Genomic DNA, 24546 nt, shown 5'->3' on the forward strand with positions numbered 1-24546 from the left:
GGTCGATGCGTCACGAACGGTCGTCACGGGCGCGGGAGAGGGGCCGTTCGTGACGCATCGATCCCGAGGGGGGGCGGGGTGGGAGGGCGAGCGGGCGGCGCTAGACGCGCACGGGTGCGACGGAGGCGCGGCGGATCAGCCGCGTCTCCAGCTCCATGCGGGTGGCCGAGGCTCCCGAGGCGAGCGGGGTCGCCGACCGGTGCGCCTGGTGCAGCATCCGGAAGGCGATGGCGCCCATCTCGCCGATGGGCTGCTGGATCGTGGTCATCGGCGGGGTCGCCCAGGCCGACTCCTCGACGTCGTCGAAGCCGATGACGCTGAGGTCGCGGGGGATGCGGAGGCCGGCGTCGTCGGCGGCCTCGTAGACGCCGAGCGCCATCACGTCGGAGCAGGCGAAGAAGGCGGTCGGCGCGTCCGGCTCGGCGAGCATCAGCCCGGCGGCCTCGCGGGCCAGCTCGCGGTCCCAGTCGCAGTAGGCGACCCGCGGATCCTCGACCCCGGCGGCGCGGAGCGCGGTGGTGAAGCCGTCGATCCGGGCGCTGCTGTAGAGCTGGGTGCGGGTGCCGCCGAGGACGCCGAAGCGGGTGTGGCCGGCGTCGAGGAGGTGCTCGGCGGCCATGCGGCCCCCGTCCCAGTTGGTCGCGCCGACGCTCGCGACGTCGGCCGGCGGCCGCGTGCTGGGGTCGACGACGACGACGGGCAGCTCGGCGGTGGTCAGCAGGTGCAGCTGCGCGGCCGAGACGTTGACCAGCACCACGATGGCGCCGAGCGAGGGGCGGCGGAGGAGGCGGCTGATCCAGGCGCCGTCGTCGCGGGCGCGGGTGAGCACCAGGTCGACCCCGGCGGCGGAGGCCTCGGCCTCGATCCCCTCGAGGACCGGTCCGATCCAGGTGCCGCCGATGTGGCCGACGACGACGTCGACGATCTGGGCGGAGTGCGGATCCTCGACCGGCGGGCGCAGGCGCGGGCGGCGGCGGTAGCCGAGCGCGTGCGCCGCCTCCATCACGCGCAGGCGGGTCGCCTCCGAGACGTCGGTGCCGCCGTTGAGCACCTTCGAGACGGTGGGGACGCTCGTCCCGGCGCGCTCGGCGATCAGCGCCATGGTCGGGCGGGTGGTCGCTCCGGAGACGTCGTCGTGGTCGGGCATGTGCTCACCGTAGCGGATACCGACTTTCGCAACTAGCCCTGCGCCAGGACGGCTTGCTCCGCCGGGAACCGCGGTGCATGATGGTCGGACGCCGGGGCTCCCGCACAGAAGTTGCGCAAGTCCTGTTCGATGACGAACCGCGGAGCGATCCGCCCGCACGTGAGGACGACGATGACCGACCACTCCCCGACCACTCCCGGCAAGACGGCCCTCGTCGTCCGAGGGGGCTGGGACGGCCACCAACCGGTCGAGGCGACCGAGCTGTTCCTGCCGTTCCTCCGCGACAACGGCTACGACGTGCGCGTCGAGGAGTCGACCGCCGTGTACGCCGACGAGGCCTACATGCGGACGGTCGACCTGATCGTGCAGTCGAACACGATGACCTCCATCCAGTGGGAGGAGTTCCTGGGCCTCCGCGCGGCGGTCGAGCGCGGCACAGGCCTCGCCGGCTGGCACGGCGGGATCGCCGACTCCTACCGCGACAACTCCGACTACCTGCAGCTGATCGGCGGCCAGTTCGCCTCGCACCCCGGCAAGCACCCGGACGAGCGCACCGGCGAGCAGTCGGACAACTACATGCCGCACACGATCGAGATGACGGCCCTCGCCGCCGACCACCCGATCACGCAGGGCATCACCGACTTCGAGCTGGTCACGGAGCAGTACTGGGTGCTGCACGACGACTACAACGACGTGCTCGCCACGACCACGCAGGCCGTCCGCCCGTGGGACCCGTGGAAGCGCCCCATCACCTCCCCCGCGATCTGGACCCGCCTCTGGGGCGAGGGCCGCATCTTCGTCTCGACGCCGGGCCACCGCGTCGAGATCCTCCAGGACGACAACGTCCGCACGATCATCGAGAGGGGAATGCTGTGGGCGTCCCGCTGAGAGTCGGCATCATCGGCGTCGGGAAGATCAGCGAGCAGTACCTCGCGAACCTCCCGACCTTCCCCGGCCTCCGCCTCGTCGCGGTCGCCGACCTGAACCAGGAGCGGGCGCAGCAGGTCGCCGACGAGCAGGGCGTCCGCGCCCTCACCGTCGACGCGCTGATCGACGACCCGGAGATCGACGCGGTGCTGAACCTCACGATCCCGGCGGCGCACGTCGAGATCGGCACCCGCGCCCTGAAGGCGGGCAAGCACGTCTTCGCCGAGAAGCCGCTCGGGCTGAACCCGGCCGAGGCCGCGCCGATGCTCGACCTCGCGGACGAGCTGGGCCTGCGCTTCGCGAGCGCCCCGGACACGGTGCTCGGGACCGGCGTGCAGACCGCGCGCCTCACCCTCGACTCCGGCGCGATCGGCACCCCGATCGCCGCGCAGGTGCACTGGGCCGCTCCCGGCCACGAGCGCTGGCACCCGGCGCCCGAGTTCTACTACCAGCCCGGCGGCGGCCCGCTGCTGGACATGGGCCCGTACTACCTGACGGCGCTCGTGCACTTCTTCGGGCCGGTCGTCCGCGTCACGGGCCTGGCCACCCGCTCCGACCGCCCGCGCACGATCGAGACCGGGCCGAAGGCGGGCACGCCGATCGAGGTGACGATCGACACGCACATCACCGCGCTGCTCGAGCACGCGAGCGGAGTCGCCACCACCGTCACCGTGAGCTTCGAGGTCTGGCGCAGCCGGGCCCCGAAGTTCGAGGTCTACGGCACCGAGGGCACCATCTCGGTCCCGGATCCGAACATGTTCTCGGACCCGGTCGAGGTCGCCGTCCGCGACGAGGACTGGCGGGTCGTCCCCGACTCCGCCGGCGTGATCGACACCGGTCGCGGAGTGGGACTGGCCGACCTCGCGGAGGCGATCGCGGAGGACCGCCCGCACCGCGCCTCCGGCCGCGTGGCCCTGCACGTGCTCGAGATCATGGACGCCGTGCTCCGCTCGAACGAGGAGAAGGCGGTCGTGACGATCGCGAGCACCGCCGAGAAGCCCGACGTGATGCCGCTGCGCACGGCGGGCTCGATCGGCGCCTGACAGCGCCGGGGGGCGACGACGGGAGGCGGGGGATCGCCGCCAGCGCGTCGCTCCCCGTTCGGGGGTGACGGCGGGGGGCGACGCCGTAGACTCGGCGGATCGACGGTCCTCAGCCGCCGCCGCACGCGGAGGGGGATCGGCCGTGGCAGTCGGCTTCCGGCGGAGCGGTGAGCTCCGTGCCCTCGCGCGCCCCCGGCTCCGGGCGGCCGGCGACCCGCTCTCCCCCGAGGACCACCGCTCCCGGCTGTCCGGTTGGCTCAGCATGCCCGGCGGGCCGGGTCTCGTGCGCCCCTCCGCCCTCGCTCCGGCGTGGGAGGCGCCCCTGCTCCGGCTCGTGCGCGCCGGGGCGCCGGCGGAGGACCTGCACGAGGCGACCACCGGCTCCCCCGAGGGCTCGCGCCTCGCGGCCGTCGTCGAGCTCGTCCGCGACGCCCTGCACTCCGCGGACGACGATCGCGCTCTGCGGCTCACCGGCTGGCTGGTGCGCATCCGCTACGACCCGTCGGCCGACTCCTTCCTCCGCCGCTACGGGATCGCGCTGACCGTCCGCCTGCCGCTGAGCGGCGGCCTCGACGTGGAGGTGCCGCTCGACGCCCCGGCGCTGCGCCTGCTCTACGCCGAGCTGGCAGCACCGATGGATCCGACCGCGGCTGTCGTGGCGGTCGAGACCCTGGAGCCGTCGACCCTCGCGGCGTCGACGCTCGCCTCCCTCTACTCCGCCCGCCGCCGCTGGAGCGACGTGGCCGAGTTCTCGGCGCCCGTCGAGAACGTGGACGCCGCCTCCGCCGCGGTGCTCATCCGCCGCGGCGTCGCTCTCCGCGAGCTCGGCCCGATCGAGGGCGCCCTCGAGGCGTTCGACCGCGTGGTGCGCCCGACCGTCACCAGCGCGCGTCCCGTGGAGCTGCGGGCGGAGGCGCTGCTCGAGCGCGCGAGCACGCTCCTCTCGGACGGGCGCACGGCTCCTGCTCGGCGCGATCTGGAGCGCGTGCTCTCCCGCTACCCGGACAGCGCCGCGGCGCACGAGCTGCTGGCGGTCACCGGGCGCTGACGCGACGGAGGGGCGCACCCTCTGCAGGATTCGTCCCTCCGGGGAGTGCGTCGGCTCAGTGCGTCGGCTCAGCCCTCGGCCTTCGAGGGCTTGCCCTCGGCGGGCAGGACCTCGTGCGGGGTGTCGCGCTCGTCCTCGCCCTCGGCCTGCGACGGCTTGTCGGACTGGTCGTCCGGGTCCTCGACGGGGCTCGGGGTCTGGTCGCTCATCGGAGTCCCTCCGGCTCGTCGGACGTGGCGGACGGCTCGGGGTGCGCCTCGAACTCCATCCAGGCGCGGTCCAGATCGGCCTGCGCCGACTCGGGCTCGCTGGCGAAGTAGCCGTCGTAGATCGCGCGGCCGCCGTGCTCGGGCAGGTCGTCGCGACCGCCGAAGGCCTGCGCGAAGCGGCCGACCTCGTCGTCCCTCTTCTGCTGATCCCGCAACCAGGCGGGGAAGGTCTGCGTCATGGTGACACCTCTCTCTCCTGCCCTCCAGCCAATCGCCCGCCGCGGATCCGGGCAAGCCCTTCCGCCGCGGGCCCCGAGGGGCCAGGCTCCGCCCTGGAGGAGCGGCGCTCCGCCCTCTAGAGGACATGTCCGCTACAGGGCGCCCCCGCCCCCGCCGCGGAGGAGAGCCGGCCCCTAGCGTGAGCCCGTGACCGACCCCGCTTCTCCGCGCCCCGCCCGTACCGCCGCGGGCCTGCGCCGCACTCTGCTCGCTCTGACCGCGACCGTCGCGCTGCTCGCCGGCACCGCGGCTCCCCTCGCCTCCGCCGAGCCGGACCCGGTGCCGGTCGGGAACGACCACCTCGCCAACGGCGTCGCCGCCTGGGGGCGCTACCTCAACGGGGAGTGGGACGTGCCGGCGGGCATGTCCGACCTCACGGACGTCGCGAGCAGCTACAGCCACACCCTCGCGCTCCACACCGACGGCACCGTCGAGGCCTAAGGAGCGGATCTGGAGGGCGAGCGGGACGTGCCGGCCGGGCTCCGCGAGGTGACCGCGATCTCGACCGGGTACCTCCACAGCATCGCCCTCACGATGGAGGGGACGGTCGTCGCGTGGGGCGACGACCGTCAGGGCCAGACCGACGTCCCGGCCGGACTCGGCGGCGTGACCGCCGTCGCCGCGGGCAGCTACCACACCCTCGCTCTGCGGGGCGACGGGACCGTGGCGGCCTGGGGCTCGGATCAGTTCGGAGCGACCGACGTGCCGGCGGGTCTCTCCGGAGTGGTCGCGATCGCCGCGGGCGGCTGGAACAGCCTCGCGCTGCGCGCCGACGGGACGGTCGTGGCGTGGGGCGGCGACGACAGGGGCGCGTACACCGCCCCGGCAGGCCTCCGCGACGTCGTCGCCGTGTCGGTCAGCTACTCCCACAGCCTCGCCCTGAAGCGGGACGGCACCGTCGTCACCTGGGGCGACCCCGCCGACTCCGGCTTGCCGCGGGTCCCCGCCGATCTCGGCGGCATCACCGCGATCGCCGCCGGCATCGGCTTCAGCGTCCTGCTGACGTCCGACGGCACCGTCGTCTCCCTGCACCCCGACGGCGACACGGAGCTGGACGTCCCGGCCGGGATCACCGGCGCCACCGGCATCGCGGTCGGCTTCAACCACGCCTTCGCGATCGGCCCGCTGCCGACCCTCACCGCCGACACCGCCGAGACGCTCGTCACGACCGGGACCCGCTACTCCGCGACCTTCACGGCGTCCGGCCCGGCCGCGACCTTCGAGGTCTCGTCCGGCGCCCTTCCCGCGGGGGTGGCCCTCTCGCCGGAGGGCGTCGTCTCGGGCAGGCCGACCACCGCAGGCGACTCCACCTTCACGGTGAGCGCGCGGAACGCGTACGGCACCACGGCCGGCGTGCCGCACACGGTCACCGTGGTCCACGCGAACACCCCGCCCGTCGTGACGGTCGCCTCCGCCACCGACGGCGCCTCCTACGAGAAGGGCTCGGAGCCGAGGGCCGCCTGCGCGATCACGGATGCGGAGAGCGGAACGTTCAGCGAGGAGGCCGTCGTCACCGGCACGCTCGTGAACGGCCTCGGCACCCGCACGGCGACCTGCACCTGGACCGACCCCGGAGGACTGACCACGACCGCCACCGCGACCTACCGGATCGTCGACACCGGCGTCCCCACCATCGCCGCGACGACCACGCCGACGGCTCCGAACGCCGCGGGCTGGTTCCGCTCCCCCGTCTCCGTCGGCTTCTCCTGCGCCGACGGCAGCGGCTCCGGGATCCGCAGCTGCACCCCCGCGCGGATCCTGCGCGAGGGCCCCGGCCAGAGCGTCACCGGCACCGCCGTCGACAACGCGGGCAACCGCGCCACGACGACCCGCAGCGGCATCGCCATCGACACCACGAAGCCGCAGCTCTCGTTCACGTCGAGGCCCGAGGGGTCCTACCCCTTCGGCACCGTGCTCCCGGAGGCGCGCTGCCTCGCGGACGACGCGCTCTCGGGCCTCACCGGCGACTGCGTGATCACGGGCGGCGGCCGCTCCGTCGGACCGCACGTCTACCGGGCGACCGCGACCGACCGGGCGGGCAACGTCTCGACCCTCACCGCGTCCTACACCGTGACCCCGTGGGTGATCGGCGGGCTCAGCACCTCGGTGAAGAGCGTGGCCGCCGGAGCCGCGACCGGCATGACGTTCCAGGTGACCTCGACGTCCTCCGCGGGAACGTTCCGCCACTCCGCCCTCGCCGACGTGCGCAGCGTCACGCAGAAGCAGACCTCCTGCACCGCCGGCGCCGTCCTCACCGAAGCGCCGACGACCACCCTGACCGGACGCCTCCGCTACGACACCGCGACGAACCGCTACGTGAAGGCGTGGACGGTGCCCGCGAAGCGGGGCACCTGCTGGACGCTGACGGTCACGACGGCGGACGGCAGCACGGGGAGCGCCCGGTACTCGGTGAAGTAGCGGCGCCGGACGGCCGCCGCGGTCCGGTCAGGCTCCCGCCGCGGCGTACCGCTCCGCGAGCACGCGGAACGCGGCGGCCAGCTCGGGCGGCTCGGCCCCGGCCATCGGAGCGTCGAACCGGCCGAACGACGCGGCGAGCGCCTCCCACGACCAGGCGCCGAGGGCGAGTCGGCAGCCCGCGTCGCCGAGGTCCTCCACCTCCCCGTCGCCCGCGTAGGGCAGGACCTCGGCGGCGGGCGCCTCCAGCACCACCGAGCCGCGGCACGGCCACCCCTCCCCGGGCGCTCCGCCGCGGAACCGCGCCTCCAGGAACTCGGCGGGACTCCGGACCGGCAGCGCCCGGCGGCGGAAGCGGGCACCGCGGGGTGAGCGCGGCTCGAGCCGGTCGACGCGGAACACCCGCCAGTCGTCGCGGTCGAGGTCGAAGCCGATGAGGTACCAGCGGCCCTGACGCGCGACCAGGTGGTGGGGCTCGACGCGGCGCACCGCCTCCGCGTGCGCGAAGCGGAGCACCTCCGAGGCCCGGACGGCCGCCGCGACCGCGACCAGCCGCTCCGAGGGGACCGCGGGAGCCGGCGCCGCCGCGACCGTGAAGCGCAGCGCATCAGCTCGGGGCCGGAGCCGGGCGGGCAGGACCTGCCGCACCGTCGCCAGCGCACGGGCCGACGCCTCCTCGAGCCCCGCGATCGGCGCGCGCAGGGCGGCGGTGAGGGCGAGCACCTGCTCGTCGTCGAAGAGCAGCGGCGGGAGCTCGGCGCCGGCCTCGAGCCGGTACCCGCCGTCGGGGCCCTTCGCCGCGTCGATCCGGTAGCCCATCGTGCGGAGTCGGTCGACGTCGCGACGCACCGTGCGCGGCGCGATCCCCAGGCGCTCGGCGAGCACTCCGCCCGGCCAGTCGCGGCGGGTCTGCAGGAGGGAGAGGAGCAGGAGGAGCCGCTCGGTCGTCGTGGGCACGTCCCGAGGGTATTCCGAGAAGAGGACCGTCACCGTCCTCTTCTCCTGGGAGCGTCGGGGCACCGGGTGTTCGACCCGGCACGACTGCGAGGAGCGCACCATGAGCATCACCACGACGACCCACCTCAACTTCCGCGGACAGGCCCGCGAGGCACTGGAGTTCTACGCCTCGGTCACGGGAGGCCGGGTCGACGCGATGTCCTACGCGGACGCGAACGCTGTCACCGCGCCCGACGAGGCCGACCAGCTGATGTGGGGCCAGGTCGTCTCCGAGGCCGGCTTCCGCGTCATGGCGTACGACGTCCCCGCGCACACGGCTTACGACCCGGGCACGATCCCGGTGTTCGTGTCGCTGCGCGGCTCCGACGCCGACGAGCTGCACCGCCTCTGGGACGGCCTCTCGGAGGGGGCGGCGATAGTCGTGCCCCTGGCCCCGGCGGCCTGGTCGCCCCTCTACGGGATGCTGCGCGACCGCTTCGGAGTGACGTTCGTCGTCGACCTCGAGGTCGCCTGGGGCTGAGGCCCGCGGGCTCGGCGGCGGGGCGCGTCCCACTGCGGACGCGCCGGCCGCCGACTCGGTACGCTCAGCACCGGATCCGGTCGGAGGGACGCTGCATGCTGGAGACGATCTCCGAGGCCCTCTCGCTGGTCACCCTCCCCCTCGGCGTGCTGTTCCTGCTCGCCGCGTTCGTCGCGGCGCTCATCGACGGACGCTGGCTGACGACGACCGCCTACCTCGAGGAGGGTCCGCCCCTCGCGCTGCACTGGGTGACCCGGGCCGGCGAGGTCCGATCGCGTCCGCTGTCCGCCGGGGACCCGCTGACGCCGACGCGGTCGGACCAGCGGGAGGTGCACTACCGCGAGGAGGATCCGCACCGCATCCGCCTGCACCGGTGGAGCGACGCGGTGCGGGCGCTGCGCCTGACCGGCCTGATCCTGCTCGGGGCGGGCGTCGTCCTCGGGATCCTGTCGACGGTGCTGGCGGTCCTCGCCTAGGCGGCGCCCCGTGCGCGAGGATCGGACCCGTGGATGCGGAACGGGTTCTCGGAGACGGACGGGCCGACGGGGTGTGGTGCCGGCTCGGGGAGCCGCTGACGGTCGCGCAGATCGCTCGCGGCGGGCCCGCGTGGCTGTGCCTGGACGCGCAGCACGGCGCGTTCGACGACGCCGCGGTCCTCGCCTCCCTTCGCGCGCTCGGCGTCGTGAGCGGAAGGCCGCCCGTCGGCGTCCGGGTCGCGAGGCTCTCCGACGCGCTGATCGGCAGGGCGCTCGACGCCGGAGCGGACGTCGTCGTCGTCCCGATGATCGAGACGGTCGAGGAGGCGCTCGCGGCCGTCCGCGCCGCGCACTACCCGCCGCTCGGCCGCCGCAGCTGGGGGCCGATGTCCGATCTCTGGGGCGCCGCTCCCCCGTCGGCCGCCGAGGCGCGCACCGCGCTCTGGGTCATGATCGAGACGCAGGCCGGCCTCGACGCCGTCGATCGGATTCTCGCGGTGCCGGGCGTGAGCGGAGTCTTCGTCGGCCCGTTCGACCTCGCGATCGGCCTCGGACGGGACCTGTCCGACCTGCTCGCCGCGGACGGACCGGACGACCCGCTGCCGAGGATCGCCGCGGCGGCCCGGCGCGCGGGCAAGGGCGCCGGGGCCTACGCGGGCGACCGCGAGCGCGCCGGGCTGCTGCGAGCGCTCGGCTTCCCGAGGGTCGCGGTCGCGACGGATCAGTCGCTGATCGCGCTCGGCACCGCGGCGGCGCTCGACGCGGACGCCGCCGACTCCGGCTGCTGAGCCCGAGGCCGGGCACGGGGCCGGCCGCCGGTCACCGGCGAGGGCTCCCGCCGGGGGGATGCACGGGCTCCGGCGGCTCGGGGACGAAGCGGAGGCCGCCGGCGGAGTTCGCGAGATCGGTGAGCGCCGAGATCCAGGCGGGGTTGATGCGGGGCATGCGGCCGCCGGCGTAGGTGTAGCGGAGCGTGTGCGAGGAGTGCAGCCAGATCGCGCTGCGGCCGTCGCTCATCCCGTTCTCGTCGCGCCAGGTGAGCAGGCACGACTCCCCCCGGCGCAGCTTCGCGGTGAGGACGATCTGCAGGTGGGCGAGCACCCGGTCCTCGACGTCGATCTCGACCGATCCGTCGTAGTGCAGCTTCCCCATCGGCGTCTCCCGGCCTCGTCCTCGGAGGACGGGCGCGCCTCCGGCCCACCATCCTCGGATGTCGTCCAGTGACCAGTTCGGGGCGGCGACAACCGGCGGATCAGCTGGTATCGGCGGATCCGCTGGTCTCGACGGGGCGGGGCTCAGGCCGGCGGGTTCGCCGACATGAAGTCGCGCATCGGCAGCAGGTTCTGGAGGGGCGCGAAGTACCCGAAGCGGGGCAGGTCGAAGACCACTCCCGCGACTCCGGAGGATCCCATCGCCGCGATCCACTCGAGCGCGGCCGGCATCGGCACCTTCAGCACGCGCGACGCGTCCTCGTCGGAGAGGCCGGCGTGCAGCGCCCCGGCGCGGGCGCGCTCCCCCGTGGTGAAGGCGAAGACCATCGGCCCCGACTCCAGGCCGCCGACGAAGGGGGTGGGCGCGTCGTCCGGCCCCCGCGCGATGAAGCACCACATCGGCAGGGCGTAGACGCTGCGCCAGAGCGCGTCCATCGCGGCGAAGCTCTCGGGGTCGGCGCGCAGGGCCTCCGCCCGGGCGTCGATCTCGACTGTCTGATCCATGGGGCTCCCCTCGGCGCCGGCGATCGGCGCGGACCTCCACGCTAACGATGCTCCCGTTGGGCCGCACCCGCGATCGATCCGTCAGCAGCGGCCCGTCCCGGCGGCGGGCACGGGCCGCGGGCGACGGATGGATGCGGTGGTGGCTGTGCGAGCCGTCCGCTGATCCGCTCGGCCACTGGCCCCGTCCAGGCGGTTAGGTTAGGTTAACCTTCGCAACCCCCACCACCCCCTTCGAAGGATCGCCGTGCCCGCCACTCGCACCCCCCTCCGCCTGACCGCCGTCGCCTCGCTCGGCCTCGCCGCGCTGCTGCTCACCGCCTGCTCGGGAGGAGCCGACGCCGGCTCCGAGGGCACGTCCGAGAGCAGCGCCGCCGAGAGCGGCGAGGGCTTCCCCGTCACCGTCGACCACGCCTTCGGCAGCACCACCGTCGAGTCGGCCGACCGCGTCGTCGCGACGAGCTGGACCAACCAGGACGTGGCGCTCGCGCTGGGCGTGACCCCGGTCGGCTTCACCCGCGCCTCATACGGCGACGAGGACGGCGACGGCCTGCTGGTGTGGACGAAGGAGGCGCTCGACGCCTCCGGCGCCGAGACCCCGACCCTGTTCGACGAGACCGACGGCGTGCCCTTCGAGGCGATCTCGGACCTCAGCCCGACCGTGATCCTCTCGGCCTACTCCGGCATCACCCGGCAGGACTACGACACCCTCAGCCAGATCGCCCCCACCGTCGCCTACCCGGGCCTGCCCTGGGGCACGACCTGGCAGGACTCCGCGAAGCTCGACGGCGCCGCGCTGGGCCTCGAGGACGAGGCCGTCGCGAAGGTCGGCGAGATCGAGAGCGACATCACGCAGACCACCGCGTCCTACCCGCAGCTCGCGGGCACCACGTTCATGTACGGCTGGTACGACCCGACCGACGCGAGCACCTTCACCTACTACACGCCGAACGACGCGCGCGTGAAGTTCGTCGAGGACCTGGGGCTCGACGTCGCCCCGAGCGTCGCCGAGCTCTCCGGCGACTCGGAGGCGTTCAGCGGCACGATCAGCTCCGAGAACGCCGACCAGCTCGACGCCGACGTGCTCGTCGTCTACGGCGACGACACGACCCTCGCCGCGCTGCAGGCCGACCCGCTGCTCTCCAAGATCCCGGCCGTCGAGCGCGGCTCCGTCTACGTGCTGGAGGACGGCTCCTCCGCCGCCATGGCCACCTCGTCGCCGAACCTGCTCAGCATCCCGTGGGTGCTCGACGAGTACACCGCCGGCCTCGCCGCGGCCGCCGACAAGGTGTCGTGACCCGCACCGCACCCACCCGGAAGACGAGGGCGACCGCGCTGGCGGTCGCCCTCGTCGCGCTGGCCGTCGCCTCGGTCCTCTCGCTCGTGTACGGCTCCCGCGAGATCCCGCTCGGCGAGGTCTGGCCGGCGCTGACCTCGCCCGATCCGGCGTCCATCGTCGACGCGGCGGTGCAGGGGCGGGTGCCGCGGACGGTCCTCGCGATCCTGGTCGGCGCCGCGCTCGGGCTCGCCGGAGCCGTGATGCAGGGCCTGACCCGCAACCCGCTCGCCGATCCGGGCATCCTCGGCCTCAACTCGGGCGCCTCGCTCGCGGTCGTGCTCGGGATCGCCGGGGTCGGCGCGACGAGCCTGCCGCAGTTCATCTGGCTCGCGTTCCTCGGAGCCGCCGCCGCCGGGGCGTTCGTCTACGCGGTCGCGTCGCTCGGCCGCGAGGGCGCCACTCCGCTGAAGCTCGCCCTCGCCGGAGCCGCCACCGCCGCCGCGCTCACCTCCCTCATCAGCGCGGTCCTGCTCACCCAGGAGACCACGCTGAACCGCTTCCGCTTCTGGCAGGTCGGCGGAGTCGGCGGCGCCGAGACCGCGAGCATCCTGCAGGTCCTCCCGTTCCTCGCGGTCGGCGCGGTGCTGGCCCTCTCCAGCGCGCGAGGGCTCGACGCCCTGGCGCTCGGCGACGACCTGGCGACCGGCCTCGGCCGGCGCGTGGGGCGCATCCGCCTGGTCGCGGGGCTCGCGGCCGTGCTGCTCTGCGGCGCCGCGACCGCGATCGCCGGACCGATCGGATTCATCGGCCTGGTCGTCCCGCACCTCGCCCGCCGCGTCACCGGCCCCGCGCACGCCTGGCTGCTGCCCTCCTCCGCTCTGCTCGGCGCCCTGCTGCTGCTCGTCGCCGACGTGGTCGGCCGCGTGGTCGCCCGGCCGAGCGACGTCGAGGTGGGCATCGTGACCGCGCTGATCGGCGCCCCGGTGCTCATCGCGATCGTGCGCCGCTCGAAGGTGCGGGCGCTGTGAGGACCGCGGAGGCGCCCGCCGCGGTCGGCATCGCGGCCGGCCGCACGCTGCGCCGTCGGCGCACGGTCATCGGCTGCGCGGTCCTCGCGGTGCTCGTGCTGGCGCTCGTCGTCGTCTCGCTCACGGTCGGCAGCACGGTCTACTCGGTGCCGGAGGTCGTCCGCGTGATCCTCGGCGAGACCGTGCCGGGCGCCTCCTTCACCGTGGGCACGCTGCGGCTGCCGCGCACCATCACGGCCGTCCTGGTGGGCGTGGGCTTCGGAATGGGCGGCGTGATCTTCCAGACGATGCTGCGCAACGCCCTCGCCAGCCCCGACATCATCGGCATCACCTCGGGGGCGAGCGCGGCGGCCGTCGTCGCGATCGCGTTCTTCGGGCTCTCGGGCGGCGCGGTCTCGGTGATCGCGGTCGCGGCCGGGCTCGCGACCGCCCTGATCATCGCCGGACTGGCCGAGGGCGGCGGAGTGATCGGGGCGCGGCTGATCCTCATCGGCATCGGCGTCGCGGCGATGTTCCAGAGCGTGATCGCCTACGTGCAGACCCGCGCCGACTTCGAGGACGTCCAGGAGTCGCTGCGCTGGCTGACCGGCAGCCTCAACTCGGCCGCCTGGCCCTCCGTCCCGCCGCTCGCGCTGACGATGCTCGTGCTGGTGCCGCTGGCGCTGCTGCTCTCGGGCCGGCTCGGCGTGCTGCAGCTCGGCGACGAGTCGGCGACCGCGCTCGGGCTCGACGTGCGGCGCAGCCGGCTGGCCCTGCTCGCGGTCGGAGTCGGCCTCGTGGCCGTCGCGACCGCCGCCACCGGCCCGATCGCGTTCGTCGCCTTCGTCTCGGGGCCGATCGCGCGGCGGATCCTGCCGAGCGCGCGCACGCTGCTGATCCCCTCCGCCCTGGTCGGCGCGGTCGTGGTGCTCGCCGCCGACCTGCTCGCCCAGTACGTCGTCGGCGCGCTGTTCTCGGGCGCGCGCTTCCCGGTCGGCGTCGTCACCGGCGCCCTCGGCGCGCCCTTCCTGCTCTGGCTCCTCGCCCGCCGCAACCGCTCCGGAGGCTCCCTGTGACCGACGCCCCGCCCACCCTCGCCGCCGACGCGGTCACCCTCGCCTACGACGAGCGCGTCGTGGTCGACGGGCTCTCGCTCGCCGTGCCGCCCGGCCGGATCACGGTGATCGTCGGCGCGAACGCCTGCGGCAAGTCGACGCTCCTGCGCGCGATGGCGCGGCTGATCACCCCGCGCTCGGGGAGCGTCCTGCTCGACGGGCGCGCGATCCACCGGCTCCCGACGCGCCAGGTCGCGCAGCAGGTGGGGCTGCTGCCGCAGACCCCGATCGCCCCGGAGGGGATCGCCGTCTCGGACCTGGTCGCCCGGGGCCGCTACCCGCACCGGGGCCTCTTCGGCCGCGGCTCCGGATCGGACGACGACGCGATCGTCGAGGAGGCGCTGCGCGACACCGGCACGCTCGAGCTCGCCGACCGCCCCGTGGACGAGCTCTCGGGCGGGCAGCGCCAGCGGGTGTGGATCGCGATGGCCCTCGCCCAGCGGACCGACGTGCTCCTCCTGGACGAGCCGACGACCTACCTCGACGTGTCGCACCAGGTCGAGGTGCTCGACCTGCTCACCGACCTCAACCGCTCGCGCGGGACGACCATCGTGATCGTGCTGCACGACCTCAACCTCGCCGCCCGCTACGCCGACCACCTCGTCGCCGTGCGCGACGGAGCCCTGTACGCCTCGGGCACGCCCGCCGAGGTGGTGACGCCGGAGACGGTGCGCGCGGTGTTCGGGATGGAGTCGCGCGTGATCGAGGACCCGGTCTCGCGGACGCCGCTGGTGCTGCCGATCGGGCGCCACCACTCGGGCTGAGCCCGGCCGGTCAGACTGAGCGGTCAGGCCGGGGCCGCGGCCAGGGAGGCGCCGTCGACGAGCGTGCAGCGGAGGAGCTGCTGCTCCCGTCGCGCGGGGTCGCCCTCGATGAGGATCTGCACGGCGCGGCGGCCCATGTCGCGCCGGGGCAGCTCGAAGCCGGCCTGCCAGCCGGTGCGATCGGCGGATCCGGAGAGCGACACCAGCGACAGGTCGCCCGGCACCGCCACCCCCTCGGCCTCGGCGGCCTCCTGCAGGAGGACGAACTGCTCCTCCTGCTCGGCGAGGACGACCGTGACGCCCTCGGCGGCGATCCGGCGGATCCACTTCCGCGGCGACGCCTCCGGCCCCGGGACGAGGTGGAGGAAGCCGTCGCCGAGCTCGGCCCGCGCGCCGGCCATGCGGTCGGTGTACGACTCGACGCCCTCGCCGTGGCCGGCGTAGGCGAAGCGGGTGTGGCCGAGGGCGCGCGCGCAGGAGATCAGCTCGCGGACGATCGACGCGTAGTCGGCGGCCACGTAGGGCACGGGCCCGCCGGCGTCGTCGCGGCGGCCGACGCTGACGAAGGAGAAGCCGCTCGCGTTGAGGAACTCGAGCTCCTCACGGGGCATGCGCTGCCCGAGGAGGATGCAGGAGTCGGCCAGGCGCAGCCGGGTGGTGCCGCCGCTCAGGCCGCCGCGGCGGCCGCCGACGCGGCCGCTGGTCAGCAGGAGGAGGTCGATGTCGCGGTTCTGCGCCTCCTCCTCGATGCCGGCGAGGAACGGATGGAAGAAGTCCTCGCGATCGAGCGGGAACAGGCTCTCGTAGGTGTAGACGCCGATCATGCCGGTGCCGACCTGCTTGAGGCGGCGCGCGATGGGGTCGGCGACGTACCCCGTCTCCTGGATCGCCTTGAGGATCCGCGCCCGCGTCGCCTCCGGGACCCGGGCGAGCTGCTCGCCCTTGTCGTTGAGCACGAACGACACCGTCGTCTGGCTGACTCCCGCGAGACGCGCGATGTCCTTCTGCGTGATCCGCGGCACCCGGACACCCCCGCTTCATCCTGGTAATAGGTATTACGTCTTGACCTCAGGCTACCGATGACGAAGGATCGCCGTACGCCCATCCGGGGCGAGAGAGGGCGGAACGTCGACGATGATGAATCCCGCAGACCCAGACAACCAGACCACGGCCTCCCCGAGGCCCGATCGGCAGCACAAGCCCGATCACCAGCCCGAGCACGATCCGCAGCGCAGGCCCGACAACTCGCGCCGCCTCTTCCTCGCTGGGGGCGCCGCCGCCCTCGCCGGCGCGGCAGGAGCCGTCGGCGCCGCCACTCCGGCCGCCGCCGCGCCCCCGGCCGACGCTCCCGGGCAGAAGAAGCGCCTGAGCGTCACCGAGGGGCCGATCTCGCCGCTCGACAAGGAGTTCCGCTGGGACGACCGCGCCGGCGCCGACAACACCCGCGCAGTGCAGGCGGCCATCGACAAGGCGATGACCGCTCCGGGCGGCGAGGTGTCGCTGCCCGCCGGCGAGATCCGGGTGACGGGCCTCGCGGTCGACTACCGCGGCTACCCGGTGCAGCCCGAGAACGGGCCGCCCTACGGCTACGCCGGGCCGAAGATCGTCGGCGCCGGCATGCGCCAGACGAGGATCGTCCAGATCGAGGGCTCGACCCGCGACATCTTCACCGTCTCCGGCCAGACCGGCGACGCGGCCGGCCCCGCCAACAACAACAAGGCCACCGGCGTCGTCCTCGCCGACTTCGAGATGACGGGCACGTCCTCCGGCGGCCACGGGATGTCGCTGCGCTCGCTGGTCAACTGCGAGTTCCGCAACCTGTGGATCCAGAAGACCGGCAAGTCGGGCATCTTCCGCGAGCGCGCCACCTTCGTCTCGGGCGTCGACGACGAGTACTCGTACGCCAACTCCTGGAACAAGATCAAGATCGTCGCCCCCGCGGGCTGGGGCGTGGAGGACTCGGGCAAGGCCTCCATCGGCGGCTCGATGACCAACGTCGAGGCGATCAGCCCCGCCCTCGGCGGCTTCCTCCTCGCGCCGACGAACATGACGCTGCTCGACTGCCAGGCCATCGGCGGCACGGTCGGCCTCCGGTCGATCCGCAACGAGAACCGGCGCTCGGTCAACTCCGGCCTGACCCTGATCAACTTCCGCTCGGAGGGCTCCCGCGACGGCTGGGAGGTGCTGATCGAGGCCGGCACGAGCCACATGATCGTGAACCCGAACTTCTTCCCGACCTCGGGCGCGAACTGCCTCGGCGTCGGCCTGACGAACGGCGGAGCGGACTTCGAGGTGCGCAACCTCACCGTCCTCGGCGGCTTCTACGGGCTCAGCCTCGGCCGCTTCCCGCAGCAGAAGGCGATCGTGCTGGGCAGCGACTCCTCCCAGACGCGCCTCGTGAACCCGTTCATCGAGCGCGGCGCCGCGGGAGTGGACGAGGGCTCGCTGATCGTCGACGAGGGACGCCTGACCTCGTTCGAGCTCGGCCGCGGCCGGGTGGAGCGCGCGGCCGGCTACACCACGATCGCCCGCGCCCCCGAGACCATCCCGACCCCTCCGGCCGGGCAGGTCAACGAGGGCTGGGAGCGCTCCGGCGACACCTGGCGGAAGGTGGCCGTCTTCCCCGACGGGCACCGCGTCGTCATCGCCTCCTGACCCCGGGCGGCGGCGCCCTCCGCGCCGCCGCCCTCCCCCACCGCACACGGAACGAGCACCAGAACGCATGCATGACGACAGCACCCGCATCGAAGCCCGCATCGCCCGCTTCCGCGCCGAGAGCCTCCGGCCGGCGATCCACCGGGCGGTCGAGCCGCTCGGGATCGAGTCGTGGACCGCTCCGGGCGAGCCGGTCCCCTTCGAGCAGGCGCGGGCCGCGTCCTACGCGCCCGCCCGCATCGGGGAGCCGTGGGGCGCCCCCTGGGGCACCGTGTGGTTCCACGTGCGCGGCGAGATCCCCGCCTCCTGGGTCGGCGTCGACGGCTGCGAGCCCGAGCTCGTCGTCGACCTCGGCTACACCGGCGCCCAGTCCGGCTTCGAGGCGGAGGGGCTCGTCTTCACCGCGACCGGCACGGTCGTGAAGGCCGTCGAGCCGTTCAACCAGTCGGTCCCGCTCGACCGGCTGCCCGGCCGCGAGGCGGGCGACCGCACGGTCGAGCTCTACATCGAGGCCGCCGCCAACCCGAACATCACCGGCGACTGGTCCTTCACCCCCACGGCGCTCGGCGGCCGCCCCGCCGACGGCGCCCTGCCGTCCGACCCGCTCTACCGCCTCCGCCGCCTCGAGCTCGGGCTGCTCGACCGGGAGGTCTGGGAGCTGGAGCAGGACATGGCCGTGCTCGTCGGGCTGATCGGGCAGCTGCCCGAGTCCTCCCAGCGCCGCGCCGAGATCGTGCGCGCCCTCGACCGCGCCGTCGACGTCCTCGATCCGGACGACGTGTCCGGCACCGCCGCCGCGGGCCGGGAGGCGCTGCGGACCGTCCTCGAGCGGCCCGCCTCGGCCAGCGCGCACCACCTGCACGCCGTCGGCCACGCCCACATCGACTCCGCCTGGCTCTGGCCCGCCCGCGAGACCGCCCGCAAGGTGGCCCGCACCTTCTCGAACGTCTGCGACCTGATCGAGCGCGAGGAGGGCTTCGTCTTCGCCGCCTCCTCCGCGCAGCAGTACGCGTGGCTGAAGCGCGACCACCCGGAGCTGTTCGAGCGCGTCCGCGGCCACGTGCTCGCGGGCCGCTTCGTGCCGGTCGGCGGGATGTGGGTCGAGTCGGACACGAACATGCCCGGCGGCGAGGCGCTCGTGCGCCAGCTGCTCGAGGGCAAGCGCTTCTTCCTCGACGAGTTCGGGATCGACACCGAGGAGGTCTGGCTCCCGGACTCCTTCGGCTACTCCGCGGCGCTGCCGCAGATCATCGCCGGAGCGGGCGGGCGCTGGTTCCTCACGCAGAAGATCTCGTGGAACGAGACCAACACGATGCCCCACCACACCTTCTGGTGGGAGGGCATCGACGGCACCCGCGTGTTCACGCACTTCCCGCCCGTCGACCTCTACAACTCCGACCTCTCCGGCGAGGACCTCGCCCGCGCCGAGCGCCAGTACGCCGAGAAGGGCAGCGGCACCATGTCGCTCGTGCCCTTCGGCTACGGCGACGGCGGAGGAGGCCCCAACCGCGAGATGATCGCGGCCGCCCGCCGCACGCGCAGCCTCGAGGGCTCGCCGACCGTCGAGCTGTCCACGCCCCGCCGCTTCTTCGAGGAGGCGCAGGCCGAGTACCCGGACGCGCCCACCTGGTCGGGCGAGCTCTACCTCGAGTTCCACCGCGGCACCTACACGTCGCAGGCGCGCACCAAGCAGGGCAACCGCCGCAGCGAGCACCTGCTCCGCGAGATCGAGCTGTGGGCGACCACGGCCCTCGTCCGCGCCGGGGTCCCGTACCCGGCCGACGAGCTGCGCGAGATGTGGCGGACGGTCCTCCTGCAGCAGTTCCACGACATCCTGCCCGGCACCTCCATCGCCTGGGTGCACCGCGAGGCGGAGGAGAACTACGCCCGCATCGCGCAGCGGATCGAGGAGATGATCGCCGAGGCCGTCCGGGCCCTCGCCGGCGAGGGCTCCGCGGAGCTGCTGGTGAACTCCTCCCCCTTCGCCGTCGGGGGCGTGCCGGCGCTCGGCGCGGCCGCGGCCGACCCCGCCGCGGAGCACTCGGCCCCGACGCTCCGCTCCGACGGCGACGCCCACGTGCTTGACAACGGGCTCGTCCGGGTGCGGATCGGCGCCTCCGGGCTCCTCGAGTCGGTCGTGGACCTCGCGAGCGGCCGGGAGGTCGTGCCCGCCGACGCCGCCGCGGGGCTCCTCCAGCTCCACCGCGATACCCCGAACAAGTGGGACGCCTGGGACCTCGACGACAACTACCGCCGCACGGTGGAGGACCTCGTCGGCGTCGACTCGGTCCGCGCCGGCACCGTGAGCGACCCGCTCGGCCGCGAGGTGCCGGCGGTCGTGATCACCCGCTCGTTCGGCGGCTCCACGGTCGTGCAGACCGTCTCGCTGCAGATCGGCCGGGCGGCCGTCGACCTCGACCTCGACATCGACTGGCACGAGCGCCGCAAGCTGCTCAAGCTCGCCTTCCCGCTCGACCTGCTCTCGGACCGGGCGACGTCCGAGATCCAGTTCGGCCACGTGCACCGCCCGACCCACGTGAACACGACGTGGGACGCCGCCCGCTTCGAGACCGTCGCGCACCGCTGGGTGCACGTCGGCGAGCCGGGCTTCGGCGTCGCGGTCGTCAACGACTCCACCTACGGGCACGACATCACCCGCGACCGGGCCGCGGCCGGCACCCCGACGACCACGGTCCGGCTCTCGCTCCTGCGCGCGCCGCTGTTCCCCGACCCGGACGCCGACCAGGGCCGCCACCGCCTCGCCGTCTCGCTCGTGGTCGGCGCCGAGCTGCCCGACGCCGTCGAGGCCGGCTACGCGCTGAACACCCCGGTCCGCAGGCTCACCGGCGCCGCGCCCGTCGCTCCCCTGGTGTCGATCGACGACCCCTCGGTGATCGTCGAGGCCGTGAAGGCGGCAGACGACGGGAGCGGCGACGTGATCGTGCGGATCTACGAGTCGCTCGGCCGCCGCGCCACAGCGACCCTCCGCGCCGCCTTCGCCGTCCGGGCGGTCACCCGCACCGACCTGATGGAGCGCCCGACCGAGCAGGTCCGCATCGAGAGCTCCGTCGAGGCGGAGTCGGCCGACGTGCGGCTCGAGCTGCGCCCGTTCGAGATCGCGACGGTGCGCCTGGCGCGCTGAGCGCGAGGGGACGCGGGGCGGGAGCAGGCCGGGCCGGCTTGCTCCTGCCCCTGCGTCATGTGGTCTGCTCGATGCACAAGGTCCCGATCGGAGAGGTCCCCCATGCAGTCGTTCCCCGCCCCGCCCCGCCAGGTGCAGATCGGCGACGCCGCCGCGTTCGCCGGCGTCACTCCGCGGGCGATCCGCCACTACCACCGGCTCGGCCTGCTCCCCGAGCGCGAGCGGGGCGGCGACGGCCGCAGGCGCTACGGCTACGACGACATCATCCGGCTGCTCTGGATCCGCCGCCTGGCCGACGCCGGGGTCGCACTCGAGGACATCCGGGACGCCTTCGCCGTCGCAGCCCCGGCCGGCGCCGAGGACAGCGCCGACCGCGAGGACGAGGTCGCGGGCGTCCTCGCCCGGCTGGACGACGCGCTCGCCGCGCAGGAGGAGGAGCTGCAGCGGAAGCGGGCCTCGGTCCGGCGCATGCGGACCCTCGGCGGCCGGCTGGGGCTGCTCGACGACATCGTCTCGCGCCGCCTCGAGGGCGCACCCGAGGGCTCGCTGCGCCAGGCCGACCTCGACACCCTGCTGGTCACCGAGCGGATGTTCGGTCCGCTGGGCGCCGTCTCCCAGGCCGGCCGCTTCGTCGTCCTGGCCGCCGATCCGGCGCTGCGGGCGGAGGCCGACCGCGTCGACGCCGCCGAGGAGGCCCTCGACGACACGGTCGCCGAGGACGACCCCCGGGTGGAGCAGGTGGCGCGGGAGCGGCACGCCTTCGAGGCCCGGCTGATGCGCGTCGTCGAGGAGTCCGGTCAGCTCGAGGAGGACGAGGCGATCTTCGACGCGTGGGACGAGGCGCATCCGCCCGAGGACCCCGCGCCGGCCCCCGATCCCACGCAGGGCTCCCGCGCCCGGAGCGCCGGCGAGATCATCCGGAGCCTGCCCTACGACGTCTCGCCGGCCCGCCTGCGTGCCATGGACCTGGCGATGCGGCTGGGGATGGAGGAGGCGCCGACGCGCTGAGACGCGGGGTCACGCCCGTCCGGTCACCCGAGGACCTCCCGCAGCACCTCCAGCGCCCGCTCGCGGTCGCCGACCCCGCCGCCCTCGTGCCCGCTGTACGGCCACACGTCGATCGACGTCTCGCCGCCGGAGACGTTGTGGGAGGCGAAGACCGTCGAGGGCGGGCAGATCGGGTCCATCAGGCCGACCGAGCGGTGCACCCGGCAGCGCAGGCGCCGCGAGAAGTGGACGCCGTCGACGTAGGAGAGGGTCCGCTCGACGGCGTCGAGGTCCTCGGGGCGGGTCGCCAGGTAGCGGGCGATCTCGACGTAGGGCGCCTCGTTCGTGACGGTCGTGGCGCGGAGGACGTCGGAGAGGAAGGGCACCAGGGCGATCGCCGCGCGCACCCGGGGGCGCAGCGCCGCCGCGGCGGTCGCGAGCGCTCCGCCCTGGCTGCCGCCGAAGACCGACACCCGGTCCGGGTCCAGCCCGGGGAGCGCCTCCACGGCGTCGACGGCGAGCGCCGCATCCGCGATCAGGCGCCGGTAGTAGTAGGTCTCGGGCGACTCGATGCCGCGGGTCGTGACCCCGGGGTACGCGGGTCCGCTGCCGTGGGGGTCCGGGGTGGCTCCGGAGCGGGCGAGACGGCCGGCTCCCTGGCCTCGCGCGTCGACGACCAGGTGCGCGTACCCGGCGGCGGCGATCCAGAGGTGCTCGATCGGACGGCCCCGTCCGCTGCCGTACCCGGGGTACTCGATCACCACGGGGAGCGGGGCGCCCGGGTCGACCGCGGGGGTCACCAGCCAGGCGGCGATCGGCTCGCCCGCGAAGCCGGGGAACCGCACGTCCCGCACCCGCACCAGCGGGAGGCCCGCGTCGACCGGCGCGGCGCTGACGCCGGGGCCGCCCTCCCGCCCGAGCGCGAGGGTGGCCCGCCAGAAGGCGTCGAAATCGTCGGGCTCCGCGACCTCCGCACGGAACTCGCGGAGTGCGGCGAGGGGGCGATCCGTGAACACCGGGTCAGCCTTTCAGACCGGAGTGCGCGAGCCCTTCCACGAACTGCCGCTGAGCGAGGAGGAACACGGCCAGCACGGGCACGACCGTCATCGTCGCCGCGGCGAGCTGCACGTCCCACATCTCCCCGCCGTAGGCGTCGGTGAAGCGGGTGAGCGCCTGGGGCAGGGTGAAGAGCTCGGGTGAGGTCAGGTAGACCGTCGGCTCGAGGTACATGTTCCAGGACCCGAGGAAGGTCAGGATCGCGACGGCCGACAGCGCGGGCTTGGACAGCGGCAGGAAGATGCGCCGCCAGATCCCGAAGCGGCCGAGGCCGTCCAGGCGCGCGGCCTCCTCGAGCTCGCCGGGCATCGCGATGAAGTACTGCCGCATGATGAACGTGCCCAGCACCGCCGGCGCTCCGACCATCGGCACCAGCAGCAGCGGCACGTGGGTGTCGATGAAGCCGAGCTGCCGGAAGATCTGGAACAGCGGGATGATCGTCACCTCCGTCGGCACCAGCAGGCCGGTCAGGACGACGAGGAACACCGCGTTGCGTCCCGGGAACGGGATCCGGGCGAAGGCGTAGCCGGCCAGGCTCGACACCAGCAGCGTGACCACGGTGACCGTGACCGCGATGTAGAGGCTGTTCCAGTACTGGAGCGCGAACGGCTGGAACCGGAACGCCTCGGCGTAGCCCGCCAGGCTCGGCGAGTCCGGCAGCAGGGTCGGCGGGTTCGAGAAGATCTCGTTCACCGGCTTGAACGACGAGGCGATCATCCAGAACGTCGGCACCGCGAACGGCAGCACGAGCAGGATCAGCGTCACGACGAGCAGGGCGGTCATGAGCGGGCTGCGGCCGCGGCGGCGCTTGACGGGCGGCTCCGGGACGGCTTCGAGGCGTGGCGTGAGCGGGGTCCCCTGCTCGACGACGGCGTCAGTTCTCATAGAAGGCCCATTTCCTGCGCAGCTGCCACTGCACGACCGTGAGGATCAGGACGAAGAGGAGCAGCATCAGCGAGAGCGTCGCGCCGTAGCCGATGTCGCTGAACTCGAAGGCCTGTTGGAACACGTAGTAGACGAGCACTGTCGTCGACAGTTCCGGCCCGCCCTCGGTCAGGACGGCGACCTGCGCGAACGCCTGCAGCGAGCCGACGATCGTGAGGATGCCGGTGAGGAGCAGGGTGGGCGAGATGAGCGGGAGCGTGATCCGGAAGAAGATCGCGCGGGGGCTCGCGCCGTCCAGGCGGGCCGCCTCGTAGAGGTCGCCCGGCACTCCCTGCAGCGCGGCGAGGAAGAGCACCATGTTGACGCCGACGCTGCGGATGACCTGCGTGACGATGACGCTCGCCATCGCGGTGGGTCCCTCCTGGAGCCAGTTCGGCCCGTCGAGGCCGACCAGCGAGAGCAGGCCGTTGATCGCGCCGTTGTCCTGGAGGAGGAAGCCCCAGACGAGGGTCCAGGCGACCACCGAGATGACGACGGGCGAGAAGAAGAGCGTGCGGAACAGGGCGCCACCCGGGATCCTCCGGTTCAGCAGCACGGCCAGGCCCAGCCCGAGGGCGAGGTTCAGGACGACCACTCCCCCGGAGAAGACCGCGGTCGTGCCGAGCACCGCGCCGATGCTCGGGTCGTTGATCGCCCGCTCGTAGTTCTCGCCGCCCACGAAGGTCATGGAGCCGGTGAAGACGTTCCACTCGTTGAGGCTGAACCAGACCGCGAGCCCGACGGGCAGCAGCACGAACACGATCACACCGAGCAGCTGGGGCGCTATGAAGAGCCAGCCGGCGAGCGCGTCGCGGCGCCGGAGGTTCCAGTAGGCGCCGGCGGGAGCGGATCGGCGGCTGTCCGTCGAGGTCGCGGTCACGGGA

At 73.9% G+C, this 24546-nt stretch carries 25 protein-coding genes; 15 read left to right on the top strand and 10 right to left on the bottom strand.

Annotation, left to right across the window (positions count from 1 at the left end):
• Positions 1-100: 100 nt before the first annotated feature.
• Positions 101-1147, bottom strand: a complete 1047-nt coding sequence (locus C5C30_RS13535) for a LacI family DNA-binding transcriptional regulator (protein ID WP_104224297.1) — start codon at positions 1145-1147, stop codon at positions 101-103.
• A gap of 171 nt (positions 1148-1318) precedes the next feature.
• Here C5C30_RS13535 and C5C30_RS13540 point away from each other — a divergent pair, with 171 nt between their 5' ends.
• From C5C30_RS13540 to C5C30_RS13550, 3 genes are all read left to right on the top strand, one after another.
• Positions 1319-2035, top strand: a complete 717-nt coding sequence (locus C5C30_RS13540; RefSeq protein WP_104227162.1) for a ThuA domain-containing protein — start codon at positions 1319-1321, stop codon at positions 2033-2035.
• Positions 2020-3117: a Gfo/Idh/MocA family protein gene (locus tag C5C30_RS13545; protein WP_104255953.1), complete on the top strand. Its 1098-nt coding sequence runs from the start codon at positions 2020-2022 to the stop codon at positions 3115-3117. Before C5C30_RS13540 ends, C5C30_RS13545 begins: the two co-directional genes overlap by 16 nt.
• A 142-nt stretch (positions 3118-3259) precedes the next feature.
• Positions 3260-4165, top strand: a complete 906-nt coding sequence (locus C5C30_RS13550) for a tol-pal system YbgF family protein (RefSeq protein WP_104288670.1) — start codon at positions 3260-3262, stop codon at positions 4163-4165.
• A gap of 68 nt (positions 4166-4233) precedes the next feature.
• Here C5C30_RS13550 and C5C30_RS17755 read toward each other — a convergent pair whose 3' ends face one another.
• Both C5C30_RS17755 and C5C30_RS13555 read right to left on the bottom strand, forming a co-directional pair.
• Complete coding sequence (locus C5C30_RS17755) at positions 4234-4374, bottom strand: hypothetical protein (RefSeq protein WP_159940045.1); 141 nt, start codon at positions 4372-4374, stop codon at positions 4234-4236.
• Positions 4371-4613, bottom strand: coding sequence for a hypothetical protein (locus C5C30_RS13555; protein ID WP_104227148.1), 243 nt, complete (start codon positions 4611-4613; stop codon positions 4371-4373). The genes C5C30_RS17755 and C5C30_RS13555 overlap by 4 nt, the downstream gene beginning before the upstream one ends.
• 187 nt (positions 4614-4800) lie before the next feature.
• On the opposite strand from C5C30_RS13555, the gene C5C30_RS13560 reads away from it, so the two are divergent.
• Both C5C30_RS13560 and C5C30_RS13565 read left to right on the top strand, forming a co-directional pair.
• Entirely contained in the window at positions 4801-5094 is a 294-nt protein-coding gene (locus tag C5C30_RS13560; protein WP_104333944.1) for an RCC1 domain-containing protein, read from the top strand.
• A gap of 27 nt (positions 5095-5121) precedes the next feature.
• Complete coding sequence (locus C5C30_RS13565; RefSeq protein ID WP_104333945.1) at positions 5122-7071, top strand: PxKF domain-containing protein; 1950 nt, start codon at positions 5122-5124, stop codon at positions 7069-7071.
• A 27-nt stretch (positions 7072-7098) separates the two neighbouring features.
• On the opposite strand, the gene C5C30_RS13570 is transcribed toward C5C30_RS13565, so the two are convergent.
• A complete protein-coding gene (locus tag C5C30_RS13570; protein ID WP_258063344.1) occupies positions 7099-8025 on the bottom strand; it encodes a YafY family protein in 927 nt (308 codons plus the stop codon).
• A 100-nt stretch (positions 8026-8125) separates the two neighbouring features.
• Between C5C30_RS13570 and C5C30_RS13575 the strand changes: the two genes are divergently transcribed.
• The 3 genes from C5C30_RS13575 to C5C30_RS17765 all read left to right on the top strand — a co-directional run bounded on the left by C5C30_RS13575 (position 8126) and on the right by C5C30_RS17765 (position 9809).
• A complete protein-coding gene (locus tag C5C30_RS13575) occupies positions 8126-8545 on the top strand; it encodes a VOC family protein (RefSeq protein WP_104333947.1) in 420 nt (139 codons plus the stop codon).
• A gap of 95 nt (positions 8546-8640) precedes the next feature.
• Entirely contained in the window at positions 8641-9021 is a 381-nt protein-coding gene (locus tag C5C30_RS17760) for a hypothetical protein (protein WP_159940051.1), read from the top strand.
• 29 nt (positions 9022-9050) lie between these two features.
• On the top strand, positions 9051-9809 hold the full coding sequence (locus tag C5C30_RS17765) for an HpcH/HpaI aldolase/citrate lyase family protein (RefSeq protein ID WP_181131586.1): 759 nt from the start codon (positions 9051-9053) through the stop codon (positions 9807-9809).
• A gap of 31 nt (positions 9810-9840) precedes the next feature.
• Here C5C30_RS17765 and C5C30_RS13585 read toward each other — a convergent pair whose 3' ends face one another.
• Positions 9841-10173 (bottom strand): ATP-dependent DNA ligase, encoded by a 333-nt coding sequence (locus tag C5C30_RS13585; RefSeq protein ID WP_104333949.1) that lies wholly within the window; start codon positions 10171-10173, stop codon positions 9841-9843.
• Positions 10174-10316: 143 nt separating this feature from the next.
• Positions 10317-10736 carry a hypothetical protein gene (locus C5C30_RS13590; RefSeq protein ID WP_104333950.1) on the bottom strand — a complete coding sequence of 140 codons (420 nt, stop codon included), beginning with the start codon at positions 10734-10736 and terminating at the stop codon, positions 10317-10319.
• Between the two features lie 244 nt (positions 10737-10980).
• Between C5C30_RS13590 and C5C30_RS13595 the strand changes: the two genes are divergently transcribed.
• From C5C30_RS13595 to C5C30_RS13610, 4 genes are read left to right on the top strand one after another with little or no spacing between them, the layout of a single operon-like run.
• Positions 10981-12030 (top strand): iron-siderophore ABC transporter substrate-binding protein, encoded by a 1050-nt coding sequence (locus C5C30_RS13595; protein WP_104329680.1) that lies wholly within the window; start codon positions 10981-10983, stop codon positions 12028-12030.
• Positions 12027-13040, top strand: a complete 1014-nt coding sequence (locus C5C30_RS13600; RefSeq protein WP_104224306.1) for an iron ABC transporter permease — start codon at positions 12027-12029, stop codon at positions 13038-13040. The genes C5C30_RS13595 and C5C30_RS13600 overlap by 4 nt, the downstream gene beginning before the upstream one ends.
• The gene (locus tag C5C30_RS13605) at positions 13037-14095 is read left to right on the top strand and encodes an iron chelate uptake ABC transporter family permease subunit (RefSeq protein WP_104261585.1); all 1059 of its coding nucleotides are present in this window, start codon (positions 13037-13039) and stop codon (positions 14093-14095) included. Before C5C30_RS13600 ends, C5C30_RS13605 begins: the two co-directional genes overlap by 4 nt.
• Positions 14092-14898: an ABC transporter ATP-binding protein gene (locus tag C5C30_RS13610; protein WP_104224308.1), complete on the top strand. Its 807-nt coding sequence runs from the start codon at positions 14092-14094 to the stop codon at positions 14896-14898. Before C5C30_RS13605 ends, C5C30_RS13610 begins: the two co-directional genes overlap by 4 nt.
• Positions 14899-14921: 23 nt before the next feature.
• On the opposite strand, the gene C5C30_RS13615 is transcribed toward C5C30_RS13610, so the two are convergent.
• The gene (locus C5C30_RS13615) at positions 14922-15920 is read right to left on the bottom strand and encodes a LacI family DNA-binding transcriptional regulator (protein WP_104224309.1); all 999 of its coding nucleotides are present in this window, start codon (positions 15918-15920) and stop codon (positions 14922-14924) included.
• Between the two features lie 112 nt (positions 15921-16032).
• Between C5C30_RS13615 and C5C30_RS13620 the strand changes: the two genes are divergently transcribed.
• The 3 genes from C5C30_RS13620 (at position 16033) to C5C30_RS13630 (ending at position 21703) form a co-directional block, all read left to right on the top strand.
• Positions 16033-17553, top strand: coding sequence for a hypothetical protein (locus tag C5C30_RS13620; protein ID WP_104333951.1), 1521 nt, complete (start codon positions 16033-16035; stop codon positions 17551-17553).
• 67 nt (positions 17554-17620) lie between these two features.
• Positions 17621-20695 (top strand): glycoside hydrolase family 38 C-terminal domain-containing protein, encoded by a 3075-nt coding sequence (locus C5C30_RS13625; protein ID WP_104333952.1) that lies wholly within the window; start codon positions 17621-17623, stop codon positions 20693-20695.
• 102 nt (positions 20696-20797) lie between these two features.
• Positions 20798-21703 carry a MerR family transcriptional regulator gene (locus C5C30_RS13630; protein WP_219827804.1) on the top strand — a complete coding sequence of 302 codons (906 nt, stop codon included), beginning with the start codon at positions 20798-20800 and terminating at the stop codon, positions 21701-21703.
• A gap of 23 nt (positions 21704-21726) precedes the next feature.
• Here the strand turns inward: C5C30_RS13630 and C5C30_RS13635 are convergent, their stop codons facing one another.
• From C5C30_RS13635 to C5C30_RS13645, 3 genes are read right to left on the bottom strand one after another with little or no spacing between them, the layout of a single operon-like run.
• Positions 21727-22698: an acetylxylan esterase gene (locus tag C5C30_RS13635; RefSeq protein ID WP_104309974.1), complete on the bottom strand. Its 972-nt coding sequence runs from the start codon at positions 22696-22698 to the stop codon at positions 21727-21729.
• Positions 22699-22702: 4 nt separating this feature from the next.
• Positions 22703-23623, bottom strand: a complete 921-nt coding sequence (locus C5C30_RS13640) for a carbohydrate ABC transporter permease (protein WP_244229554.1) — start codon at positions 23621-23623, stop codon at positions 22703-22705.
• Positions 23613-24542 (bottom strand): carbohydrate ABC transporter permease, encoded by a 930-nt coding sequence (locus C5C30_RS13645; RefSeq protein ID WP_104333954.1) that lies wholly within the window; start codon positions 24540-24542, stop codon positions 23613-23615. The genes C5C30_RS13640 and C5C30_RS13645 overlap by 11 nt, the downstream gene beginning before the upstream one ends.
• Positions 24543-24546 lie beyond the last annotated feature (4 nt).

It is taken from the genome of Rathayibacter sp. AY2B5 (genome assembly GCF_002931645.1).
Lineage (GTDB): Bacteria > Actinomycetota > Actinomycetes > Actinomycetales > Microbacteriaceae > Rathayibacter.